The sequence below is a fragment of the Shewanella sp. 1CM18E genome, assembly GCF_023161665.1.
Taxonomy (GTDB): Bacteria; Pseudomonadota; Gammaproteobacteria; order Enterobacterales; family Shewanellaceae; genus Shewanella.
The window spans coordinates 42,643-65,014 of sequence record NZ_JALNTW010000021.1; the positions used below are offsets into that span (position 1 = coordinate 42,643).

Here is a 22,372-nt window from a genome sequence, read left to right on the forward strand (position 1 = left end):
GAAATTGAGTAAAATAGCCAGTCACTTACTCCGATTTAAAGAGATTCTTCGATGCAGATGGCTATATCAAATACTTCATATATGCGCAGACCATCTTTACTTAGGCTGGCATTACCTGTGATGATTTTCTTACCAGCTTCATCTTTAACTGAAGTAATGCTCACATCCATCGACATCTGCTTGTTCAGCGGATTAATTTGACCGCGGTACTTCCACTTAATGTTCGATAAAATCTGACCAAATTTAGGATTTTTGAATCCTGCGCCCAAGTCTTTACTGATAGCGTAAGCTTGCATGGTTTCAATAATCGCTTCAACACCAAGTGAACCTGGCATAACTGGATCTTGGTGGAAGTGGAATTGGAAGAACCAATCACTTGGGTCAATGGTGCGCTCAGCGTATAAGTAACCTAGACCTTCTGTGCCGCCATTATCAACAATTTCAACGCTGTCGATAAAGTTCAGCTGACCACCGGCTAGGCGGTAATACGGCTGATTAGCTGACGCGTTAAAGTGACGACCGCTCTTATCAAGCAAGTTCACTTTAGTGGTTGCCGCTACGCCATTAGCTACATGCCATGGTTGAGTGACTTTACCGTTATCTAGACCTAGCTGATCTTTAAGCGCGTCACCTTTAAAGTAACCAAATACCGCAGTACCGCGATAGAAAGGCTCGCCGTCAGTGCTTAGCTCGAAGCTAAAGCTTTGGATGATGTTAGTACCCGCCATAACGGTTGATAATAAACGTGAGTCGTTACGGATAGTTTTACCGCGCAGATCAACATCACGTAGCAGCTCACCACTACCGTCTAAGTTACGGAAGAACAGCTCAAGGCCTGGGAAGCCAAGGGTTGTACCCATGTAACCTGAGATAAAGCCGTTAGGCTGTAGTGAGATCTCCATTAGAATCGAGTACGGCATCACCGCGGCATGGCTGTTTTTATCGAAATACCATGCATCAGTAGGTACTTCATATTCAGCGATACACGATGATGGCTTTTTAAAGTCGCCGCGCTTACCGTTGACTTCGATAACACGAGTGGTCACCTGTAAGTCACCACACGGTGTACGTGGCGGGATCATGCCGCGATAGATTGAGAACTCTGAGCCGAAACAGTTTTCGATATTACCCGTGGCAAACTCAAACATGTGATACGGCGTAAACGGGACTGTGTCAGGTACTCGGTTCGGGTAGTCTGGCGTAATTGGCGCTTCAACGTGGGAAATCGGAATAACGCCCTTGTTTGGCTCTTTGGTCAGATCGGGTATTTGCGCCATTAATGGTGCGTTTACTGATGCTGGCTTATATACCTTTTTCGCACTTGCTTGAGCGTTTACTTGTGTAGAGCTAGCCGTTGTTGATTCGGTCAAAAGTGGATAACGAGTGCACTCATCTTCCTCTTTAATCATCACCCCTAGGTTTTGGAAATCCACAACCGCTTTGCCGTTGAGTAAAATATCGATGTTAGCTTTAGCGTATGGGCGCGGGCTGAAACCGATTTCAGTCACTTCCATACGGTAAGTTAGCACGCCTGATTGTGGTAGCACTTGGCCGCGACAGCGTACTTGCTGTGATGCGTTTTCAAGTGGTTGGAAACGGCCATTTTGAGTTTGGGTGTGCATACCAAGGTGCAGCATATAGAACTGCAGTAGCTGGCCACAACCTTCTGCCATTAATGAGCCAGCCATCACTTGGTCGCCCTTAAAGTGACACGGGAAATACCAGTGGTCGGCTTCAAGTTGCTTATGGCCTTCGATTAAACCTAGACCCCAAGTACCGCCAGTGCGATCAACCTTGCTGACTTGTTCAATCATCAAGAATTTTTCAGATGCGAAACATAGTGACGGCTGGTGGGCACCACTGTGACTTGGGCCAAAACAACCCTCAATATCAGCGCTCAATAGCTTATGGATATCGCCATAGCTAAACTGGGTTTTCGGGCAATCAAGTAGCGGGTTAAAACGCTGCTTTTGCACTAGGCTGCGGGCTTTAATCTCTTCTTCGGTGCGAATCACACCTTTACCGTCGGCAAGTTCCTCATCAGTAAAGAATCCTGCGCAGCCGCCGTCCATCTTGAGGATCATCTTGTCGCCAACAAAACACTCGTAAGAGAAGAAGAACAATAAGGTATCGCCGTTGCGGGCATAGTTGTTGATCTTAATGTCGTAACGGAGTGTATCGCCGCCACGTGGCAAGTCGCCTAAGAAGGTGAGGGTACAATCGAGTAGTCGATAAACGCGCTCGCCTTTGTTCTCAAAGTCGATGCCCAAGTAACTGATCAGCATCAAGTCACATTGGCCTGACTCTACCGCGACCGCCCAAGGAATTTGCCCATCAACTAGATACGGCGCATCGACAGGGATGTCGTATTCAGTGGTCATTGAGCATGGCTTAAATTGATTCATGGTCGCATCAAGCTTAGTTACACGCGATACCAACAGATAGTCTGTGGTCGGCAGGCGTACGCGGCGTGAGTAGCTGTCGATAATGGCATAGTCACTGCCAAATACTTTAGCGATATCGCCCTCTGCGTACTCCACTAAATCGGCATAGTTCCAGATACATGGCTTTAGTGCAGGAACTGGCGGCGTGTATGGTGGCACGTTAGCGTGATCTGGCTTTAACTCTACAACACGGCTTTGCACTGGTGCAGCTTGCGTTGGAGTATGAGTTGCAGCAAGTGTTGCAGCTTGAGCATCGATGGCTTGAATATCGACGGTCTGATTATCGACGGCTTGAATATCGAGGGCTTGCCCTGTTACTTGGGCTAGCTGCTGCTTTAACAGAGCGTCAGCGACCTTCATACCGGCATTGCGGCTTTCTAAAAAGGCTAAATGAGCTTGCTGAGTGAGCTGTTGATTGTGTTGGAAACTAGCGAGATCGCCAGTGCTAATATTTCCAGTAGCAGTATCGCTAGTAACTGCATCAAGAGTCTTATTGCTTGAATTGCTTATTGTACTTGTTGTCATTGGTGGGGTACCTAATTCACGTTTGGGTGCCTGAGCGGTGACGCCAATGTTTGCAGTCTGTTGTGCTGCAATTGTTATTTGTGGTTTTACTAAGCTTTCCGTTTTGAATGAGCCAGCCGTTTCGAATGAGCCAGCGGCCTTAATTGGTTTAACTTGGTTGACCACGGTCGATGCTGTCGCTTGCGCCATCTTTTGCGTAATCGCGTCAAGGCTTGCAAGCGGCGTATCAACAATATGTTGGTAGATATCGCGGCCACCTAAGGTGACTTGCTTAACCAACTGGTGCTTAGCATCCGATTTAAGCTCACTGTTTAAACGCGCTGTTAATGCTTGTTGTTCGCTAGCTGTTTGGCTAATCAATAGCTGTGATAATTGGTTTTCACTGATATTGTTGATTAGCGCGCAATTGGCTTTATTGGTTTGGGCTACAGCATTTAAGTTAAGTAAGCCGTGTAACAGGCTTGCCATACCTGCTGCGGCAAAGCAGTGACCAATGCGCTGCTCAGCAGCAGTATGATTAACTTGAGTGCCAGCCATTGGCGCTAATTGAATCTGGCTAGCAGGCGCTGCCATGGTTTCAATCACTTTAACCGTATTAAAGTCGGTGGCAGTTTGGCTCAGTAATTTGTCGGTTGCTAAAGCGGCTTCGGCAGTTTTAGCAAATCCAAGCGCATCAATTTGGCCGTATGAGCAGCCCGATGTTGCTTCATCTTTAACCAGCACTACCGCGCCAGCACCTTCACCCACATTCCACTTATTAACGTCGCGGTTTGGCTCAATTGCGACCGGTGCGATGGCGTTTTTGAGAATGACTTGCTCGAAGCTACCAGACAGATCAACCGCTGCAATAACTACTGCATCTAGGTTATCTTCCATGATGAGGTTTTGCGCCACATCGATACAGCGACTGACAGATTGCTCTGCAGCAGAAATAGTGAAGGCTGGACCATTAAAGTCCCAAAGTGACGCCACGCGTGACGCCATAATATTGCCAATAAAGCTGGTGTACTGATTCAGCTTAGCGGCATCAAGTACGCTGTCCATGGCGATAGCTTCAAGCGCTTGGTATTCATCAGTTGATAAACTCACTCCCATAGCTGCAAGGCTTTGTGCTAGCTGAGTATGCAAGTTAACGCGACCGCGGAACTGATGCAGTTCAAGCTCAGTTTCCATAGCGACTAATACCGCAACTTTTTGCCCAGGTTCTAGCTTGGCATCACGAATCGCTTCGTCTGTAACACGCATCAGCATTAGCTGCTGTGAGATCAAGCGGTCATCTTCGTTAGGTGGCAGTTTAAAGCGTAAAAAGTCCAGCTCGAAGTTATCGACATAAGCACCCTTTGGCGCAGATGCTAAGCCAAATTCAGCTAACAGTTCATTGTGCCTTTCAAGGCCTTTCCAGCGCTTTTTCGGCAGTTCGATAAAACCGTTACCGTTTTTAGTCACAGCATTGTTAAGTGCATTGATACTGCTAAGCGGACCAAAGTGTGAGGCAAGGCCAACCACTTTTAGCGGCTCAGCTTGACGCGTGGCTTGAGTGGGTTTTGTCTTTACAGTGCCTTTGCCATTGTATGATTCAAGCAATAGGTGAGCATTACAACCACCAAAGCCAAAAACCGATACGCCAGCGTGACGACTTCGCACACCAAAATGATTATTCGATGGTTTATCTGGCCAGCCTTGAACCATGCTAGGCAGGGTTGGTTTACCAAACAGTTTTTTCGGTGAAGCGATGGCATCACTAATGTTGATACTTGGCGGCAGGTAACCTTCTTTCATGGCGAAGATCATTTTCATGATCCCCGGCATGCCGGCTGCAGTTAATAGGTGGCCTAAGTTCGACTTGGCAGAACCAATTAGCGGTGCATCAGTACCTTGCAGCTTGTCTTCAAAGAAGGTTTCCATTGAAGTGAGCTCAATCTTATCACCCAGCGGCGTGCCTGTTGCGTGGCACTCAATCACTTCAATGTCTTTTGGCTCAATATCACTGGCGGCATAAGCACGTTCAAAGGCTTTTACCTGACCTTTAGGGTTCGGGCTTAGTACAAACTGGCCTTTTCCGTCGTTTGATAGCCCTACGCCACTGACCACTGCATAGATTTTGTCATTGTCGCGCTCAGCATCTTCAAGGCGTTTAAGCACTAATACGCCAGCGCCTTCGCCGGCAAATAAGCCTTTACTGCTTGCATCAAACGGCACTGAAATGCCGTGATCTGGGTAGGCGTGAAAAATCGAGAATCCCATATTGATAAAGAAAGGATCCGCGCCAGACACCGCGCCAGCCAACATGATGTCGGCTTTACCAGTGCTTAAGTAATCACAAGCAAGCTTTAGTGAATACACTGAACTTGCACAGGCGGCATCTAGGCTTAGCTGTGCGCCGCCAAGGCCAAGTGCATCGGCAACCACTTTTGAGCTGTTATGGGCAATGGCGCCATTGGCTGCGTTTAGGCTGTTTTCATTTACCGCTCGCGCGGTATGGGCATTAGTTGGGTTTAATTTAAATGCTTTTGCGCCCAGTTTATCCTGCAGCGCTTTTTCAACCGCGCGGTGATAAATCGGCAAAAATAGATCGTTAGAGCGGGTAGTTGGGAACGATAAAGCGCCCATTACTACACCTGTGCGGCTTAAATCAGCGCCGTTGATATCTATTCCGGCATCAATCAGCGCGTTGCGACTGGTATCTAGCGCCCAAAGGAAGCTGTCGTCTAAGCCATTTAAGCTTTGCTCTGACAGCTTGTAGCCCGCAGGGTTAAATTGAAAGTTTTCAATATAGCCGCCTTTATTACAATAAAAGCGGTCAGATTGGCCTTGTACACCTTGATAGTCATTGCAACTCGCACCGAGTTTTTCATCGGTTAAGGTGCTGCGAGAATCGCGTTTATCCAGTAAATTCTGCCAGAATTCTTGTGGGCTTTTAGCATCGGGGTAGAGTGTTGCTAAGCCAACAATGGCAATTTTACTTTGCTTGCTGGGATGTGAAGCCTGCTTACTTGAAGTATGCGTAGAAGTGTTGTCTGGTAACGACATTAGACTTCCTCTCTCAGTAAATGATGTTCGTTTGACGATGCGACAGTGTCATGGGCTAGCGCTAATTGGCAGCGAGCCTGTTCGCGCTTGAGTCCATCGATAAATGGTTGCAGTGACATAGGCACGTTATGGCTAATAAGTTGCCCTAGAGCTTTGAGTAAGCTGGTGACATCTGAGCTGCCTTTGGCATTAACGGGCACGGTGCAGCAAGGCTGATGCGCACTCTTGCTATCTTGCTTGGCGATTTTATCGATTAAGGTGCAGTTTTGTCTGTCTGCGCCAACCTCGACAAATAGCTTGGCACCTTGGTTTTGTGCGTGATGTACCAGCGCGGTAAAGTCCAAGGTTTGGCAAAAGGTGTCGGCAATAGACTGAGCAACGACTTGGCTGCTAAGTGTTTGTTCACTCACCGTTTGCTTAGTGGTTAAATCTGCGGCGCTAATAAAGGTGATATCACTTGGCAGTGCAGATTTTAGTGGCTGCTGGTAAAAGTCTTGCACATTGCAATGCTCTTGCATGGCAGGCTGGGTATGCATAGCTGTGACACGATTAGCGGCGATACCACGTTTACCTAAGGCTGCTAATAGGGCTTTACATTGCTGCTCACAACCGGCAATCACACAAGTATCACCTTGAATAATCGCAAGGTAAGCACGTGGGTAATCATTTAACAGCGCTTGAATCGGCGCGGCTTCGCTTCTCACAACAAAGCTGTTCCATACAATATCGGCATCTTGCTCTGTTAGCTGCCAAGCTTGCCTAACGGCGGTTAACTTGCCGGATATTGCTGAGGTAAATAATGGGTCAGTTTGGGTTTTATTAATGAGCGCATGAGGATTTTCCCACACACCTAAACTTGCCCACATTGACGCTTCGCCCATTGAATAGCCCAGTGCAAAGTCAGGCTGGATATTAAATTCGTTAACTAACAACTGAGTTAATAGATAACTGCTACCCACGCCGGCAATGGCTAAGTCACCTAAACTCATCTTGGCAGCATGTTTAGGGTCAAGATGATAGATATCTTCTGCTTGTAGCATCGACTTTAAATCGCCTTCACGCTCAAGACGTGCATACAGGGCAGGGAAGTACTGGTGTAGTTCGCTGAGCATATCGGCGTAAACCGTGCCAACACCTGGGTAGACAAAAGCCAAGCCTGCCTGTTTGCTAGCGCTTGCTGCAAGCGGTGTGCTGCTAAAGTAGCTGCCAGCAGGGGTTTTATATTGTATAAGCCCTGCATTACTCGCGTCCGCAAACAGATTAGCTAGGGCATCATTAAACGCATCTAGCTCTTGTTGTAAGTTCTCAATCGAACTTGCCTGCAACACAGCTTGGTAGGCTTGCTGGCTTTGCCCTTGAGGAACTCGCTGGTTCTGCTGAAAATTATCACTGGCTTGCTGCAAATTATTTTGCATCAAATCTAGTAGCGCAAGTTGGCGAGCATGGCTATTTGGCTCGCTTGCCTCAAGGCTACTGATTTGAGTTAGCGCATGGCTTAGCTTATTTAATGCCGCTTTTAACTCAGCCTGTGTTTGCCCAGCTAAGATAAACATCAGTCTATTGGCATTAAGCAAAGATTTTGGCGCAATAAAGCCAGTACCTTGTGTTAACACATAGCTGGTGGTGACTGCATTCATCGCTGAATCGTTTGCTGACTTTGCTGCGGCGTTGTCAGTAAAGCTAATAGCAGCAACTCGCGCTTGATGAAAGTTGCTAAACCAAAAATGACTCTTTGCTTGTTTAGGGCCTAATGCCACGCCTTGGTTGATTGCGTCACGGTGATGGGTGCGAGTAGCCAACTTTTCAATTAGCTGATACACCGCAGAAAATTGCTCAGCGCTACTGAGATCTTGGTAAGACTCAATATGACAGTCGCTATTAAGCTCGCGCTTTGCTTGGGCAAATGCGGCGCTTAATACGTTTTCATGACTATTGCTGTTTTTTGCTGTTGCACTAGTTTGTACGGCACTGGTCTGCATTGCGCTGTTTTGCATAGCGCAGAGAACCGCATGTGGGTGCAAGCGTAATTGCGCCGCTTTAAGAGCGGGTAGCATTAATAGAGCCTGCTGGTTATTGGAGAACAATACCAGCTTGCCGTCATTAATGGCATTAACCGTGGTTTGTAATTGCTGCTCGAAACGATTGTTTGCCTGCTCACTCGCACCATTAGCGTCATCAACAATGATATTAATCAGCTGTTGGTTGCTAGATGGCTCAAAAGAGAGCAAGCCTGACGTGGCAAGCTCAGGCAAGAGTGCTGATAAACTATCAGCACTCACTTGTGGCGCAGGCAGCAAAATCAGTGCGATGCGCAGCGGCATCACACTTGCTTTAGGCGTTTGTTCCACTATTTCGCCTCACTGTTAGTTGCTAACGTTTTTTTTGTTAGCGCAGCAGGTAAAAACGCCGAGTTTAAGCTTTTGCTAATGGTGATTTTAGCGGACTTAAACATGGCACTTAACTCGCCGTTGTCACGGTATAGCGCAACGTTTGCTTCAAGTGAGCGGCTGTTGTGTTTTATCACATCAAGCTCAATAACGCCGGTTTCACCAAACGCCATAGGCTGGTACGACACAAACTCGCCGATGGCTGAAGGCAAACTTGCCGCGCCAGTTTTAAGGCGAGCCCAAACCAGCATGGCTTGCAGCAATAGATCTTCAGCAAATGGCTGACTGCCGCCGATATGGGTTTGTGGTAAAAACTCACCACAATCGCTAAGTTCAACTTTAGGCAAGGTGATCTTGGCGATTAGACCTTGGTCGTCGAAACGCGTTACCGACTCGATGCCTTGTAAGCGCGGACCATGGAACAAGGTGCCGTTGCTATAAAGCTCTTTCGCTGTGGTAATCACCTTAGCGCCTAAGTCAAACTGCTTGCTATGCTCACTTGGCTTATTATCACTGACAAGTAACGCCTTGTATTGCGGACGACCATCACAGCTGATTAATGCTTGCAGCTTTGGCTGTTGTTCAACCGCTGAAGGCTCACTATTTTCATCTGCTACTGGCGTTAGCTCAAGCGTTAGCTCTTGTGGCGCATCAGTCTCAAACACAATGCCTTTTAATAGCTTGTAATCAAGTACCTTAACTTGAGCGCCAAGCATGTGGCTTGCCGCTTCACGCATCCAGTCGATAGCACATACCGTTGGCAGCACACTGTTACCACCAATGCGGTGATCTTCAATGAAGACCATCGCACTTGGGGTTAACAGGCGCGTTGCAGTGACAGCTTGTAGTGGTGTTTTTTGTGCACCAGCACGCGGATGCGATGTTGTTAGCACCTCACCCGCATTAAGCTTTTTTACAGAAGCAGCCTCAGTTGCTTTTGTATCGCTGCCACCTTGCATCGAAGTACCAATTAGCAATTGCACGCCGGTTTCAGCTAATAGCTGAGTGGCAAATAGCTCTGCGCCCGCTTTAAGTGGAATGACGTATACGCCACGGTCAGTAAACATCTTTTTAAGTGCTGGATTAACCATGCCGCCATCCCAAGGACCCCAGTTAAAGCTCATCACTTTAGCTTGTGGGTTGCGTGCAGTGAACTGCAACGCTGCCTTGTTAAGAATGTCGTTTGACATCGCATAATCGCTTTGACCTGTATTACCGTAAAAACCTGCAGCCGATGAGAACATGGCTAGCAGTTTGATGTTACTTGGCTCAAGTGCCGCGAGTAGCGCTTTTAGGCCGTTAACTTTAGTGCCATAAACCCGTGCTAGTTCAGCAAGCGTCTTGTCTTGAATATGCTTATCGGCTAACACGCCAGCGCCGTGAATAAGACCTGTGATCTCATTTGATCGACCATTAAGTGCTGCTGTGATTGCTGCGATGTCGGTCACATCCATGCTGACGTATTCAGCTGAAGCACCAACTTCGCTAAAGGCGGCTAGGGCAGCATTAATCTCAATGCTGCTTTGTACTGGCCAAACAGCCGCTTCAACTTGCTTTGGCGTTGGCTTTTGACCGCTTGCGATAATATGTGCGATCGCCGCAGATTTTAGCTCGCTAGTTTGCTTACCTTCAGCCCAGCTTGGTAATGCTTGTAACTCACTTCGACCTGCTAAGATAAAGTGTGACTGGCTGCGAGCCGCTAATGCTAGCGCACATTCAAATGTCACCCCTTTAGCACCACCGGTCACCAGTATTTTATCTGAGCTATTTAGCTCGGCTTGCGCGGTTTTATTCGCGGCTTCACCAGCAACCAGTGTTACACGGCTAACTTGACCTTCAATCAAGCTTAAGCCGACTTCTGGTAGCTGAACTTGGCTATCAAATAGTTCGCTGGTAATGGCATCTGCAAGATGAGTTGCATCAACATTTGTTGCAATATCTAGCGCACGACAGAAAACCTGTGGCCATTCATGGCTTAAGGTTTTAGTTAAGCCAGCTAATGCAGCTTGGTTAAGTTCGGCATCTTTTAGTGCATCAGTATTTAAGTAACCAAAGCCACCGTCGATGCGGCTTACTGTCACAAAACAGCGGCGAGCGTCTGATGCTGCAACTAGCTTTGGTTGTAACAGCTTTGCCCATAAGAAGGCATTGCTTACGTGAGTAAAGCTTTGCGGATCTAGGTTGACTGCTGTTTGCTCGGCAGTATTCGCTTCTGGTTGCAGGTGGATAAATCCAGCAATTGTGCCAACCTGAGTTTCGATCTGCGCGATAACTGCAGCAATACTTGTCTCTAGCTCAGACTCATCACTTGAGGTAAGTTCAAAGCTGGCAACGTCACTTGAAAGTGGCGATTGAGGCTGACCTGCAGCAAGACGCACAACAGCAACTTTTAGACCTTGTTTAATTAGTTTCTCAGCTAAAACACCTGCGTTGTGACCATCATCGTTGATCACAACACTTGTGTCTGCGGCGAAACAATTTTCTAGCTTGTCCGCCGCATTAAGCTTTTTTAGCGCTACCTCGCTATGAGGAGGAAGCTCCACTCTTGCTTCTGCCGAGATTGCTGCTGGCTTTGAAGTATTTGCTGCACTTGTATTAGCAGAGCCGTCAGCAGCACTTGTAGAAAGTTTAGAGTTCATATAGCTAACGATTTCGCCAAGAGTGCGACACTCAGCTAGATCTTCTGGGTTAAGCTCAGGTAAGCCCGGTAGCTCATCTTGTACTGTGCCAAGAATTTCTACGCGCTTGATAGAGTCGATACCAAGGTCGGCTTCCATATCCATGCTTAGCTCAAGCATTTCAGTTGGGTAACCGGTCTTGTCGCTAACCACTGACATCATAGTCGCTTGTACTTTTTCTGCGCTCAGACCGTTTGCAGCTGTTGCAGATGAAAGCGTAGAGCCATCAGCGGCACTTGTAGAAAGCTGAGAGTTCATAGAGCCTTCAGCTGGAAGCTTGCTTCCCATATAGTCCACGATTTCACCAAGGGTACGACACTCGGCTAGATCTTCTGGATTAAGCTCTGGTAGACCCGGTAGCTCATCTTGTACTGTGCCAAGAATTTCAACACGCTTGATAGAGTCGATGCCTAAGTCTGCTTCCATATCCATGCTTAGTTCAAGCATTTCAGTTGGGTAGCCAGTCTTCTCGGCAACTACTGACATCATAGTGGCTTGTACTTTCTCTGCGGAGAGACCGTTCGCTACAGGAGTCGCAGCAGCGGCACTTGTAGAAAGCTGAGAGTTCGTAGAGCCTTCAGCTGGAAGCTTGCTTCCCATATAGTCGACGATTTCACCAAGGGTACGACACTCAGCTAGATCTTCTGGATTAAGCTCTGGTAGACCCGGTAGCTCATCTTGTACTGTACCAAGAATTTCAACACGCTTGATTGAGTCGATACCAAGGTCAGCTTCCATATCCATGCTTAGCTCTAGCATTTCAGTTGGGTAGCCAGTCTTTTCAGCAACCACAGACATCATAGTCGCTTGTACTTTCTCCGCGCTTAGACCGTTTGCAGCTGGGGCAACAGTCGCAGTTGCTGTAACTGGAGCTGATGAGAGTTTAGAGCCGTCAGCGAGTTTAGAATTCATGTACGCCACGATTTCGCCTAGAGTACGACACTCGGCTAGATCTTCAGGGCTAAGTTCAGGTAGACCCGGTAGCTCATCTTGTACTGTGCCAAGAATTTCAACGCGCTTGATAGAATCGATGCCTAAGTCGGCTTCCATGTCCATTTCAAGCTCTAGCATTTCAGTTGGGTAGCCTGTTTTTTCTGCGACTACAGACATCATAGTGGCCTGTACCTTGTCAGCAGAAAGACCATTCGCTGCAGGAATAGCAGTTGCTTGAGGCGCTGTATCTGCACTTGTAGACAGCTGAGAGTTCATAGAGCCTTCAGCTGGAAGCTTGCTTCCCATATAGTCGACGATTTCACCAAGCGTACGACACTCAGCTAAATCTTCTGGGCTAAGTTCAGGTAGACCCGGTAGCTCATCTTGTACTGTGCCAAGAATTTCAACGCGCTTGATAGAATCGATACCTAAATCGGCTTCCATATCCATTTCAAGCTCTAGCATTTCAGTTGGGTAGCCAGTCTTTTCGGCAACCACAGACATCATAGTGCTTTGCACTTTCTCTGCAGAGAGACCATTCGCTACAGGGGGCGCAGCAGCGGCAATTGTATTAGCAGAGCCATCAGCAGCACTTGTAGAAAGCTTAGAGTTCATATAGCTAACGATTTCGCCAAGGGTACGACACTCAGCTAAATCTTCAGGGCTAAGTTCTGGTAGACCCGGTAGCTCATCTTGTACTGTGCCAAGAATTTCTACGCGTTTGATAGAGTCGATGCCTAAATCGGCTTCCATATCCATTTCAAGCTCTAGCATTTCAGTTGGGTAACCGGTCTTTTCGGCAACCACTTCAAGCATGGTGGCTTGAACCTTTGCAGCGCTCAAGGCTGAATCTGAGCTCAAGGCTGTTTGTTCGCTCAGGGCTGAAGACGTTGTCGCAGCAACACTTGTATGAGTTGGAACTATAGCAGCTTGAGCAGGCGCAGCTTGACGAGCAACTTGTGCCGACTCAGTTTGAATAGGTGCAGTTTGAACTGGAGCTGATTGTACCGCTGCAGCCTGAATAGGAGCTGGAGCTGTTACCGGTGCAGGCTGTGCTTGTGGAGCTTGAGTAGGCTGCACCGGCGTAGTGTTAACCGGCGCTGCAATCACAGGTTGAGCAACAACCTGGTTTTGAACCACTTGGCTTTGAATTGCTTCATTGTGAATGACAGGAGCGTAAGTTGCTTGGCTGCCATTTAGCAGGTTCAATGCAGCAATATTGCTGCCCGCTTGCATCTCAAGGAACTGCGTGTGGCTTTGCAGTGTTTGCGCTTGTAGCTGGTGGAACTGCTCCATTGAGCGCTGTAGGCTCTCTGGAATAGCAATCCCAGAACTGACCAACTTAGCTTGCTCTGTCATTAACGTCGTGAAAGTCTCGCCGTATTGCTGCGGGATCTCCAAGAATTGCTGATGCAACTGCGCGGTTTGTTGCTGCGCAGCAAAGAAATTATTTAATGCATCACCGCTAACGCTATGAGCTGCTGGCTTACTGTTTTTAGGCACGACTTGGTTCTCTATTACGGGAGCTACAACTGAACTGGTTTGAACTGCATTGGCTTGTATTGAACTTGCCGGGGCGGCAACCTCAACAATCTTTTCAACTTCAACCACTTTCTCTACGATTTTTTCGACTTCAATTAATTTTTCAACTTCAACAATTTTCTCTTCAACTACATGTTCGATGAGTGAAGTGACGCTGCCTGTTTCTAAAGACTTAGCCATCTTAGCGCGAGTCGCTTTGCTGATATGGTTAGCAGCGTTTAGCGAAATACTCATAGGTGACTTCTTAGCAGGGGCAGCTATATCGGCTTGGTATGGGTCAATTTCACTTAGCACAACACCGGTAACGGCTAGCTGCATTGCAGCTTGCTTAAGTTGCACGTCACTATCACCTTTAGGGTTTGGGTTGATAGAGATGGTGCATACTTCTTGTTCGGTATTGGCTAGGGTGCCTTGCACTAACTTTTGTAAGATGTTCTTTGGGCCAAACTCAACAAATACACGGGCACCGTCGTTGTACATGGCTTTAAGCTGGCTAGTAAATCGCACTGATTGAAGCATATGTTTCTTAAACGAGGCTTTAATCTTTGCTGCAGTGCTTTCATAAAGTCCGCCAGTTGCATTTGAGTAAAGTGCTCGGCTAGCTTTAGTAAACTTGGCTGCATCAATTGCTTTAGCAAATGGCGCTTGGGCGTGACCAACAAGTTCAGTGTGGAATGCACCTGATACTGGCAGGTTAATCGCTTTGTAACCAAGCTCACTTAGTGCTTTAGCCGCATCAGCGGTAGTTGCTGTTGGCCCTGCAATCACAGATTGCGTTGGCGCGTTATAGTTAGCGACTTTCACCCCATCAAATTTAGCGATGGTGGCTTCAACGGTTTCAAGATCAGCAGCACTCTTGGTGATGATTGCATACATGGCACCTGCATCAGCTTCAACGCCATCTTTGGCTTCAGCTTTAGTCGCCATGGCATCGCCACGGGCAAAGGCCAGCTTATAGTAATCATCAGAGCTGATAACACCTGCCGCGCACAGTGCGCTTAACTCACCAAAGCTATGACCGGCTACCATATCGGCATTAAAGCCTGCAGCGCTGAATAAGGCATATTGACCCATTGAAATTGCGCCGATAGCACTCTGGGCATTGGCGGTATTGGTCAAAGTCGCTTCTTGCGCTTTTAAGTCATCTTTATTAAATACAGGCTTTGGATACAGAGTTTGAGAAAGCGGTGTCTTATCATTGGCGGCAAACACTTTATCTGCGGTGACAAACTGCTGACGCATCTCAGGGTAATAACAAGCCAGCTCGCGGCCCATATTGAGGTATTGTGAACCTTGGCCTGCAAACAATGCGGCAACTTTACCTTCTATGGCTGCAGCGCGGTAGCTAGTGCCACCAGGTAGCTGCCATGCGTTATCATCACTGCTCGTAAGTTTAGCAACGGCCTGCTTAATTAGGTTTGCTAACTCTTCTGCAGTGCTAGCAACGAAACCGATACGTGGCGCATTTTTATCAAGCTCACGCACGCCATAGTTTGCTGCTGCATCTTTGAGGATAAACTCGGCTTGGTTTGCAGATGCTGATAGTGCGTTTAACTCGTTAATTAGTGATGCTTTATCACTTGCGCTAACGAGGAAACTTTGCGCCACTTGGCGTTGACGATATTTGGCTTTTTCGCTGTCATCGCGGCTGTGCTCTTGCTTGTACTCTTCAAGTACAAAGTGGAAGTTGGTGCCACCAAAACCAAATGAGCTAATACCCGCACGGCGCGGCGTACCATCAACACGTGGCAGCCATGGGCGGGTTTCAGTGTTTAAGTAAAACGGTGAGTTTTCAATATCAAGCTTAGGGCTTGGCTGACTGACGTTAATGGTTGGCGGCAGTACTTTGTGATGCAGAGCCAATGCTGCTTTGATTAAACCTGCGGTACCTGCAGTTGACTTAGTATGACCAATTTGTGACTTAACTGAGCCTAGTGCAATGTGCTGCTTGGTATCGTTGCCATCAGCAAACACAGAGCAAAGTCCGGCAAACTCTGCCGCGTCACCTGCTGCTGTGCCTGTGCCGTGAGCTTCAATCAGACCTAAAGTGTGCGGCGCAAAACCTGCGTCATCATAAGCGCGGTTGAGTGCTTTGGCTTGGCCTGACGGGCGAGGGGCGTAGATAGATTTAAATTTACCGTCAGATGAGGCGCCAATACCTTTAATGACTGAGTAAATGCGGTCGCCATCGCGCTCTGCATCTTCAAGACGCTTGAGCGCCACCATGCCGATACCTTCACCAATCATCATGCCTTTAGAATCAATATCAAATGGCTGAATGGTTTCGTTAGTGGTAAAGGCTGGGGTTTTTGAGAAACTCATATACATAGACGGTGAGTTATCGGTACACACACCACCTGTGATCATCATTTCAGAGCGACCTTCAGTTAGCTCTGTCAGTGCCATGCGCATAGCAGCCAGTGAGCCTGCACATGCGGCATCAACCACACAATTCATGCCGCCAAAATCAAAACGGTTGGCGATACGACCGGCAATCACGTTACCTAAAGATCCCGGGAATGAGTTTTCTTCCCAGTGTACGTATTGGTCTTGGAATTTCTTGATCAGCATTTCGCTGTCGGTGTCGCTAATGCCGCTGTTGGCAAATACTTTCTTCAATACTGGATATTGCAGGCGTGCTGTTAGGCTGTGGCTGATTTTTTGACCACCGCCGACACCTAAAGTAATACCGATTTTATCTCGGTCGTAACCTTCAGGCAGGTTGGCATCGGCCAAGACTTCTTTAGCAACGATCAGCGACAATAGCTGTGATGAATCGGTAAGCTCCAAAATGTTTGGCGGCAGGCCAAATTCCATTGGGTTGAAGTCCACATCTGGCAAGAAACCACCACGCTTACAGTAGCTCTTATCGGCTACGGTTTTATCAGCGTCGTAATACTCTTCTGGTTGCCAGTGAGTCGATGGTAATTCAGTAATCGCATCAATTTTCTCGCTGATTAAGTCCCAAAACTTATTCAAATAGCGAGAGTTGGCAAAGATGCTTGCCATGCCAACGATAGCGATTGGCATATCTTTAAGGCGTTTATTTAGGCGTGAATCAGCTTGTGAGTCTTGTGCTTGCTCAGTCGCGTTTGCTGATTTTGTAGGTTTAGAGGTCTGGCTCATTATGAGTCTCCGCTGGGTGCCTGAGTGTCAGGCGTCTTGTTGTTTGTTGTATGCGTTTCTTTTGAGGTGTGGCGATTTGGCGTCGCACCAGGAAAGCGCTGCAAAAAGGTGTGATAGTTACGCACGAGTAACTTTCGTAAATGGAATGGCCCATGTTTAAGTACATAGGCCATATATCGATTTGTGGCTTGAGTATTGCCATCTTGATAGATGTCGAGATAGATCCAGTCGCTGTGAGGATCGATGCCGAGCAAAATTGAACTGGGTGTTTCTTCGGTCAATTGTGGTGGAATAGTCAGTGACACCACTTGCACCACATTGTCGCCGTCGGTACTTGGCAGTGCCAAGGTTTTAGCCAGCGTTTCATAGTGCAAGGTATAGGTTTGCACGTCGCTGCCTTGGGTCACCGGGATTTGATTAAAGTAACGCATCGGCACATTCGGGCTTTGTATGTCACTGACGCGAGATACACCGTAACGCTTTAAACACCTTGCTAACCCAGAGCGTGAAACATTTGGGTTAATAAATTTTTGAGTTGCTTTTAATAGGGTGTCTAGCGGCATCTTCAATTGGTAACGCAAACCGACCACCACATATTCTTGTAGCGGGGTCAACGTGGTATTGAGGTGATGCGGAGTATTGGGGCAGTTTTTGACAGAGTCGCGTTTGCGCCACTTACGTACGGTGGCTTCACTGATATTTAATATTTTAGAAAGTTGACTGACACTGAGATCCGACTCTTGTATGAATCGACGCATCTCGGGTGTAGTCGTGGCATTGCGATGCCTAGCTTCATTTTCTATTTGCGTACACTTATTCGAACTAATATTGGCTTCTTCTAAGTGTTCACTATTTGTTTTTGCCATCAGTTTAGCGGGTATCCGTTAATAATCTGTTGGGACTTAATAACGATGCAAGTAAAGGTGAACTTAGCGCTAAGCCACATTTTATCGTTATCTAGTCAATATTGTTTAGCTAATGGCACAGCAGACTACCTGAGCTGATGGGGCAATACAATCACCTGGGACTGAATAATTACAGATACGACCAGATTGAGAGAACACTTGTAAGCTAAGTTGGTGTTTTTGTAAGGTAATCAGTATTCAAGGTTAAATGTGATCTGCATCGACTATTGGTGTTTTGTTTTTATAGTGTTGCTTGATGTGTGGTGGTTTTGTTGCGTACTGGTGTTGTTGAAGGCGGTGAAAATAAATGCAACCTCTAACTAAGAGATTGCATTTGGGTTATGTATCTAGTTCACATGGTGACTTTTATTCCGAGGAATGCACGGCGTCCGACTAGGTCATAAATTGCGTTACCTGTGTATCCTGGAGGTACAGAATCAAACAAATTACGCACACCAGCGTTAATCGTCACATTATCAGAGATATGGTAGGTTGCGCTTAGATCATGAGTAGTCATAGAGCTAATGTGACTGGGTGAGATGTCTTCAGGTGACCCACCACCTTGAGATACATCATATGTCACAACCTTGTCTATATAGCGTGTATTCCAGCTAACGGTTAAATCATCTAAGCGGTAATCTATACCAAAACGAAATTGCAGTTCAGGGTTACCTACCTCACCTTTTTCATCATTGACTTCGTCTGGTTTATTTTGATATTCAAGCAGCTCTAGTTCGAGAAGTTGGTTACCTAATAGACTGAAATTTAATTCACCTGGGGTGTTGAATGAAGCTAGATCAAGTGAGTACGCTGCTTGAAATTCTATTCCCTGCGTATAGATTGCCGCAGCATTTAAATAACCAGAACGAACAAGCTCAATATTGTGAGTCGATGCATTTCTATCAACGTCTGCGCAGAAACTTGTATCTAATCCACCTGTTGCATCAACGCAGTTATTAACAATACTCTGCGCAGAAACTGGAATGATGGCATTCTCAATTTCGATATTATAGTAGTCAGCAGTGAAGGATAGGTTATCGGTAAATTCTGGTGTCCATACTATGCCTCCAGTATATGATGTTGACGATTCAGGTTTTAGCGCTGGATTACCACCAGATATAATATCAATACTGACGTTATCTTTTGCTTCAAACCCGCTAGGAATACCCAGTTTTGCACAGTTAGCAATGCGATCAGGATCGTCGCTGATATTATCAGCGTCGCAAGGGTCTGAGACATTAGCAAAGCTCGGAGAACGTGGGCTGAATGCTTCTGCTATATTGGGTGCGCGCACAGCTTCACCAAGGGTAGAACGTAGAGATACTTGTTCAAATGGGGCGTAGAATACGCCTACTTTCCATGCTTCGGTTTTGCCAGCATGAGAATAGTCAGCTTTACGGTAAGCGCCATCTAGGCTAAGTTCATGAGCAAATGGTAACTCTTTCAATATTGGTAGGTTTACTTCGATAAAGTATTCACTTACATCGTATTCACCGTAGGAGTCGAGTGTAGCGGCACTTGTTAAGAAACCTGCTTTGGTAAACTCATCGGTTTTAGACGTTGATGTTTCCTCCCTAAATTCAAATCCAACAACCATAGCCACTGGGCCGCCTTGAAGTTCAAAAAGTTCTTCTGAATCTGTTGCTAAGGAGCCACCGATAACTTGCTGAGTGATTTTATCTTCACGTGTGATATCTGCTGATACCCAATCACGAGCTTCTGCTGATGCTTGGCCCAATCCAAATGGGTTATATGCAACACAATCGCTAGGGTTTACAGATGCTGGGTCGGTATAGTCATCACCTTGAGCGCTTGGCACTTGTGAGCGACATGCCGCTAAGCCTGTTTTGGGGTCAATGACAGAATCCAATGCCGCGACAAAGTTATCAGGAATAAGATCATTAAGGGTTTTACGGCGGTTATTGGTTTCACCATAAATATAGTAAAGGTCGTAATCAAACATGGTTTCACTAATATCAAAACCACCTTTAAAGCCAACTACATAACGGAAAAGTTCACGCTTGTTATCTGCAGAACGATTACCTAATTCATCAAAAAACTTGGCGAACCTTGCATTAGTTTGACCCGCATCTAACATCTCTTGGCGTAATTCATCGTTAAGAAAGGCGTTATCTTTGATGTTGATTCTTACGTTACCAAAACGAAATGATGGCTGAAATTGTTGTTGAATATCTGATCTCACGAACCTAAAGTCGCTGTATAACTGAATGTTATCAGTGATGTCGAAGTTGAATGATGACCCTATTTTGATTCTTTCAACTGCTGGAATATAGTTTCGGTATTCATCTGGATTGAAACAGGTATCACAGCCATTTGGAAATGAACCAAATCCGAAGCTACTGCTAGCATCACGCTTTTGTTGAGCGATTGGATTACCAGCCTTGTCAAACGTAGATCTACCAATACCGCGATTAAAAGCATTGATAACACCGGTAGAGTTAATCACTTCTGAATAAACATGAGGCACTCGTAATTTGTCTGGGATACCGTCGTTTTCTCCCCCATTTTCAGGGTTGTTAATGGTTCCCCAGCGGCTAAACTGACGAATGTCAGTGGCCATAACTTCTTTGGTCCGCTCGTATCCAGTATAGAAAGTGACATTACCACGTGCATCAGCAACGTTAGCTCCGCCTAAGATATCGAATGAGTGTTCTTGAGTACCCACTCCTTCAATTGAGCTGCCAGTTCGCGCGTTAAACTCAAAGCCCTCAAAATCTTGTTTAAGAATAACGTTGATTACTCCTGACACAGCATCCGAGCCGTAAATAGCAGATGCTCCACCTGTTACTATTTCAACCCGTGAAATCATACTGGTTGGAATAGTTGATAAATCGACCTGTGCAGAGCCTGGAACACCTGCAACATAGCGTTTACCGTTAACTAGAACAAGAGTTCTATTAGCACCTAAACGCCGCAAATCTGCTGAGCTGATGCCAGCGCTGGCATTTCTATTGTTGTTACCAATAATGGTGTTAGTAGCACCGACTGATGGCAATTCTGCTAGCACACTTGCTAAATCTTGATTGCCAAATTTTGCAAGTTCTTTAGCATCGATACTAACTAAAGGAGCGGGTTGAGTAAGTTCTTCTTTTACTATTCGAGAACCTGTGACAGCAATTTTCTCTATAGTTTTGTTAGCTAAATCTTCTGCAATAGTGGGTTTTGCTAGTGATATGTATAGAGTAAATAGCATTAGCAGTTTGATTAAACGAGCACATTTCAAATTTGAAAACATATTATCCCCCAATAAATGTTGATACAAATTGTTACTAGACCGTAACTTGAAATGCCTAAATCTAGTACAAAAGTTGTACAATTATTGTTTTTTTAGTGCTTTTACTTTAATTTTTGGTTTTTACTTATTTTGATAAAAGTGACTTTGCTGGTTTTTTATTCTGATCGTGATTGATTTTTTGGTTCTTTTGTCTGCTACTTGGTTTTTCGAATAATTAGCAGGAATTGTATTATGTATATATTATTTAGTGATTACTTATATTATATTGTTGTTTTATAAATTTTTGCTTTTCTCTTATTAAGCTAAATCTTACTTTTATAGGAAATTTTATAGATATAGTTAAGTTTGTATTAATATGTTTACGCAGAGCTTTACGCTTTTTGGTATTTTGTCGTTGGCAAATGGTGTTTTTAGTGAGTTTTAAAGGAAGGTGATAGCTGTTTTACTCATGTAATAGCTTCACTTTTATCGCTTGATGTAGAAAGAAGACTATTTATTTTTAGGTAAACAAGACACAATGTTATTCAATTCTGTGTTTACAATTGAGCCTGTCTTGTCTGAACAACCTTCAATAAAACTCTATTTTTGTCGATTAAATTATCAGGATTTAGAAACAAAAACCTGCGGGTTGATTAGATCTTGGTTACCGGAAGATGAAGTCGACAAAGTTAATCGTTATATAAAGCCTACTGCTCAGCAACAAGGCTTAATGGTCAGAGGTTATCTGCGTGCCTTGTTGTCGCTGCACAGTGATTTATTGCCCAATGAGTGGTGCTTTGAATACGGTGAAAAAGGTAAGCCTAGATTAACTGATACTCAGTTCAAGCAAACTGGCATTCATTTTAATTTGAGTCACAGTGGCGATTGGCTATTGGTTGGGATCTGTGTGCCTAACGCTGAAAAGCGTAATAACCTAGATGCTTTAGAATTTGGCGTCGACATTGAGCGTTGCCGCAGCAGCACCAATATTCACGCAATTTTGAGCCATTACTTTTCTGAACCTGAAAAAGCAGCGTTACTAGCACTGCCTGCCGAATTGCAGCGGGAGCGCTTTTTTGATCTTTGGGCGCTTAAGGAATCTTATATTAAAGCCAAAGGGCTAGGCCTTGCATTATCACTTAAGTCTTTTGCTTTTGATTTCTCGCCAGCGCTTGAGGCTAGCTTTACTGTTAATTCTTGGCAAGGTGATCACAGCATCAATAGTGTTGATGTCAGCGCGAGTAACAACATAGATAGCTCTGTCGGTTTAAAAGAGTTATTACTGCTGCAAAATATCGGTCTGGCGACATTGCAAAGCAGGTTAAATGAAGATGTTGCAGAAGGCGCCATTGATAGCAAAGGCTCAGGTGATCAAGGCGCGGATCAACAAGATACTTTAAGTACAATGATGACCGCTAAGGATTGGCATTGCTGGCTGGGGCACTTAGATAAAAGTTATCGTTTTGCATTGAGTATTGGCCCATGTGAAAAAGTCTGTCTTAATGCGTTTACTGTAGATTTGAAAGGCTTACTGGCTGGTTATTCACGATAAAAAATGGGGCTTGAA

The 22,372-nt window shown here is 45.8% G+C and carries 6 protein-coding genes; 1 reads left to right on the plus strand and 5 read right to left on the minus strand.

Features of this window, described 5'->3' with window-relative positions:
- Positions 1 to 35: 35 nt before the first annotated feature.
- From pfaC to MSG37_RS19475, 5 genes are all read right to left on the minus strand, one after another.
- A complete protein-coding gene (gene pfaC, locus MSG37_RS19455) occupies positions 36 to 5,999 on the minus strand; it encodes a beta-ketoacyl synthase N-terminal-like domain-containing protein (protein ID WP_248472325.1) in 5,964 nt (1,987 codons plus the stop codon).
- Positions 5,999 to 8,347: a PfaB family protein gene (locus MSG37_RS19460; RefSeq protein ID WP_348984466.1), complete on the minus strand. Its 2,349-nt coding sequence runs from the start codon at positions 8,345 to 8,347 to the stop codon at positions 5,999 to 6,001. Before MSG37_RS19460 ends, pfaC begins: the two co-directional genes overlap by 1 nt.
- Positions 8,347 to 16,665, minus strand: a complete 8,319-nt coding sequence (locus MSG37_RS19465) for a type I polyketide synthase (protein ID WP_248472326.1) — start codon at positions 16,663 to 16,665, stop codon at positions 8,347 to 8,349. Before MSG37_RS19465 ends, MSG37_RS19460 begins: the two co-directional genes overlap by 1 nt.
- The gene (locus tag MSG37_RS19470) at positions 16,665 to 17,531 is read right to left on the minus strand and encodes a transcriptional regulator (protein WP_248472327.1); all 867 of its coding nucleotides are present in this window, start codon (positions 17,529 to 17,531) and stop codon (positions 16,665 to 16,667) included. The genes MSG37_RS19465 and MSG37_RS19470 overlap by 1 nt, the downstream gene beginning before the upstream one ends.
- Before the next feature lie 391 nt (positions 17,532 to 17,922).
- Positions 17,923 to 20,826, minus strand: coding sequence for a TonB-dependent receptor (locus MSG37_RS19475; RefSeq protein WP_248472328.1), 2,904 nt, complete (start codon positions 20,824 to 20,826; stop codon positions 17,923 to 17,925).
- A 628-nt stretch (positions 20,827 to 21,454) separates the two neighbouring features.
- Between MSG37_RS19475 and MSG37_RS19480 the strand changes: the two genes are divergently transcribed.
- The gene (locus MSG37_RS19480; protein WP_348984467.1) at positions 21,455 to 22,357 is read left to right on the plus strand and encodes a 4'-phosphopantetheinyl transferase superfamily protein; all 903 of its coding nucleotides are present in this window, start codon (positions 21,455 to 21,457) and stop codon (positions 22,355 to 22,357) included.
- Positions 22,358 to 22,372: the final 15 nt, after the last annotated feature.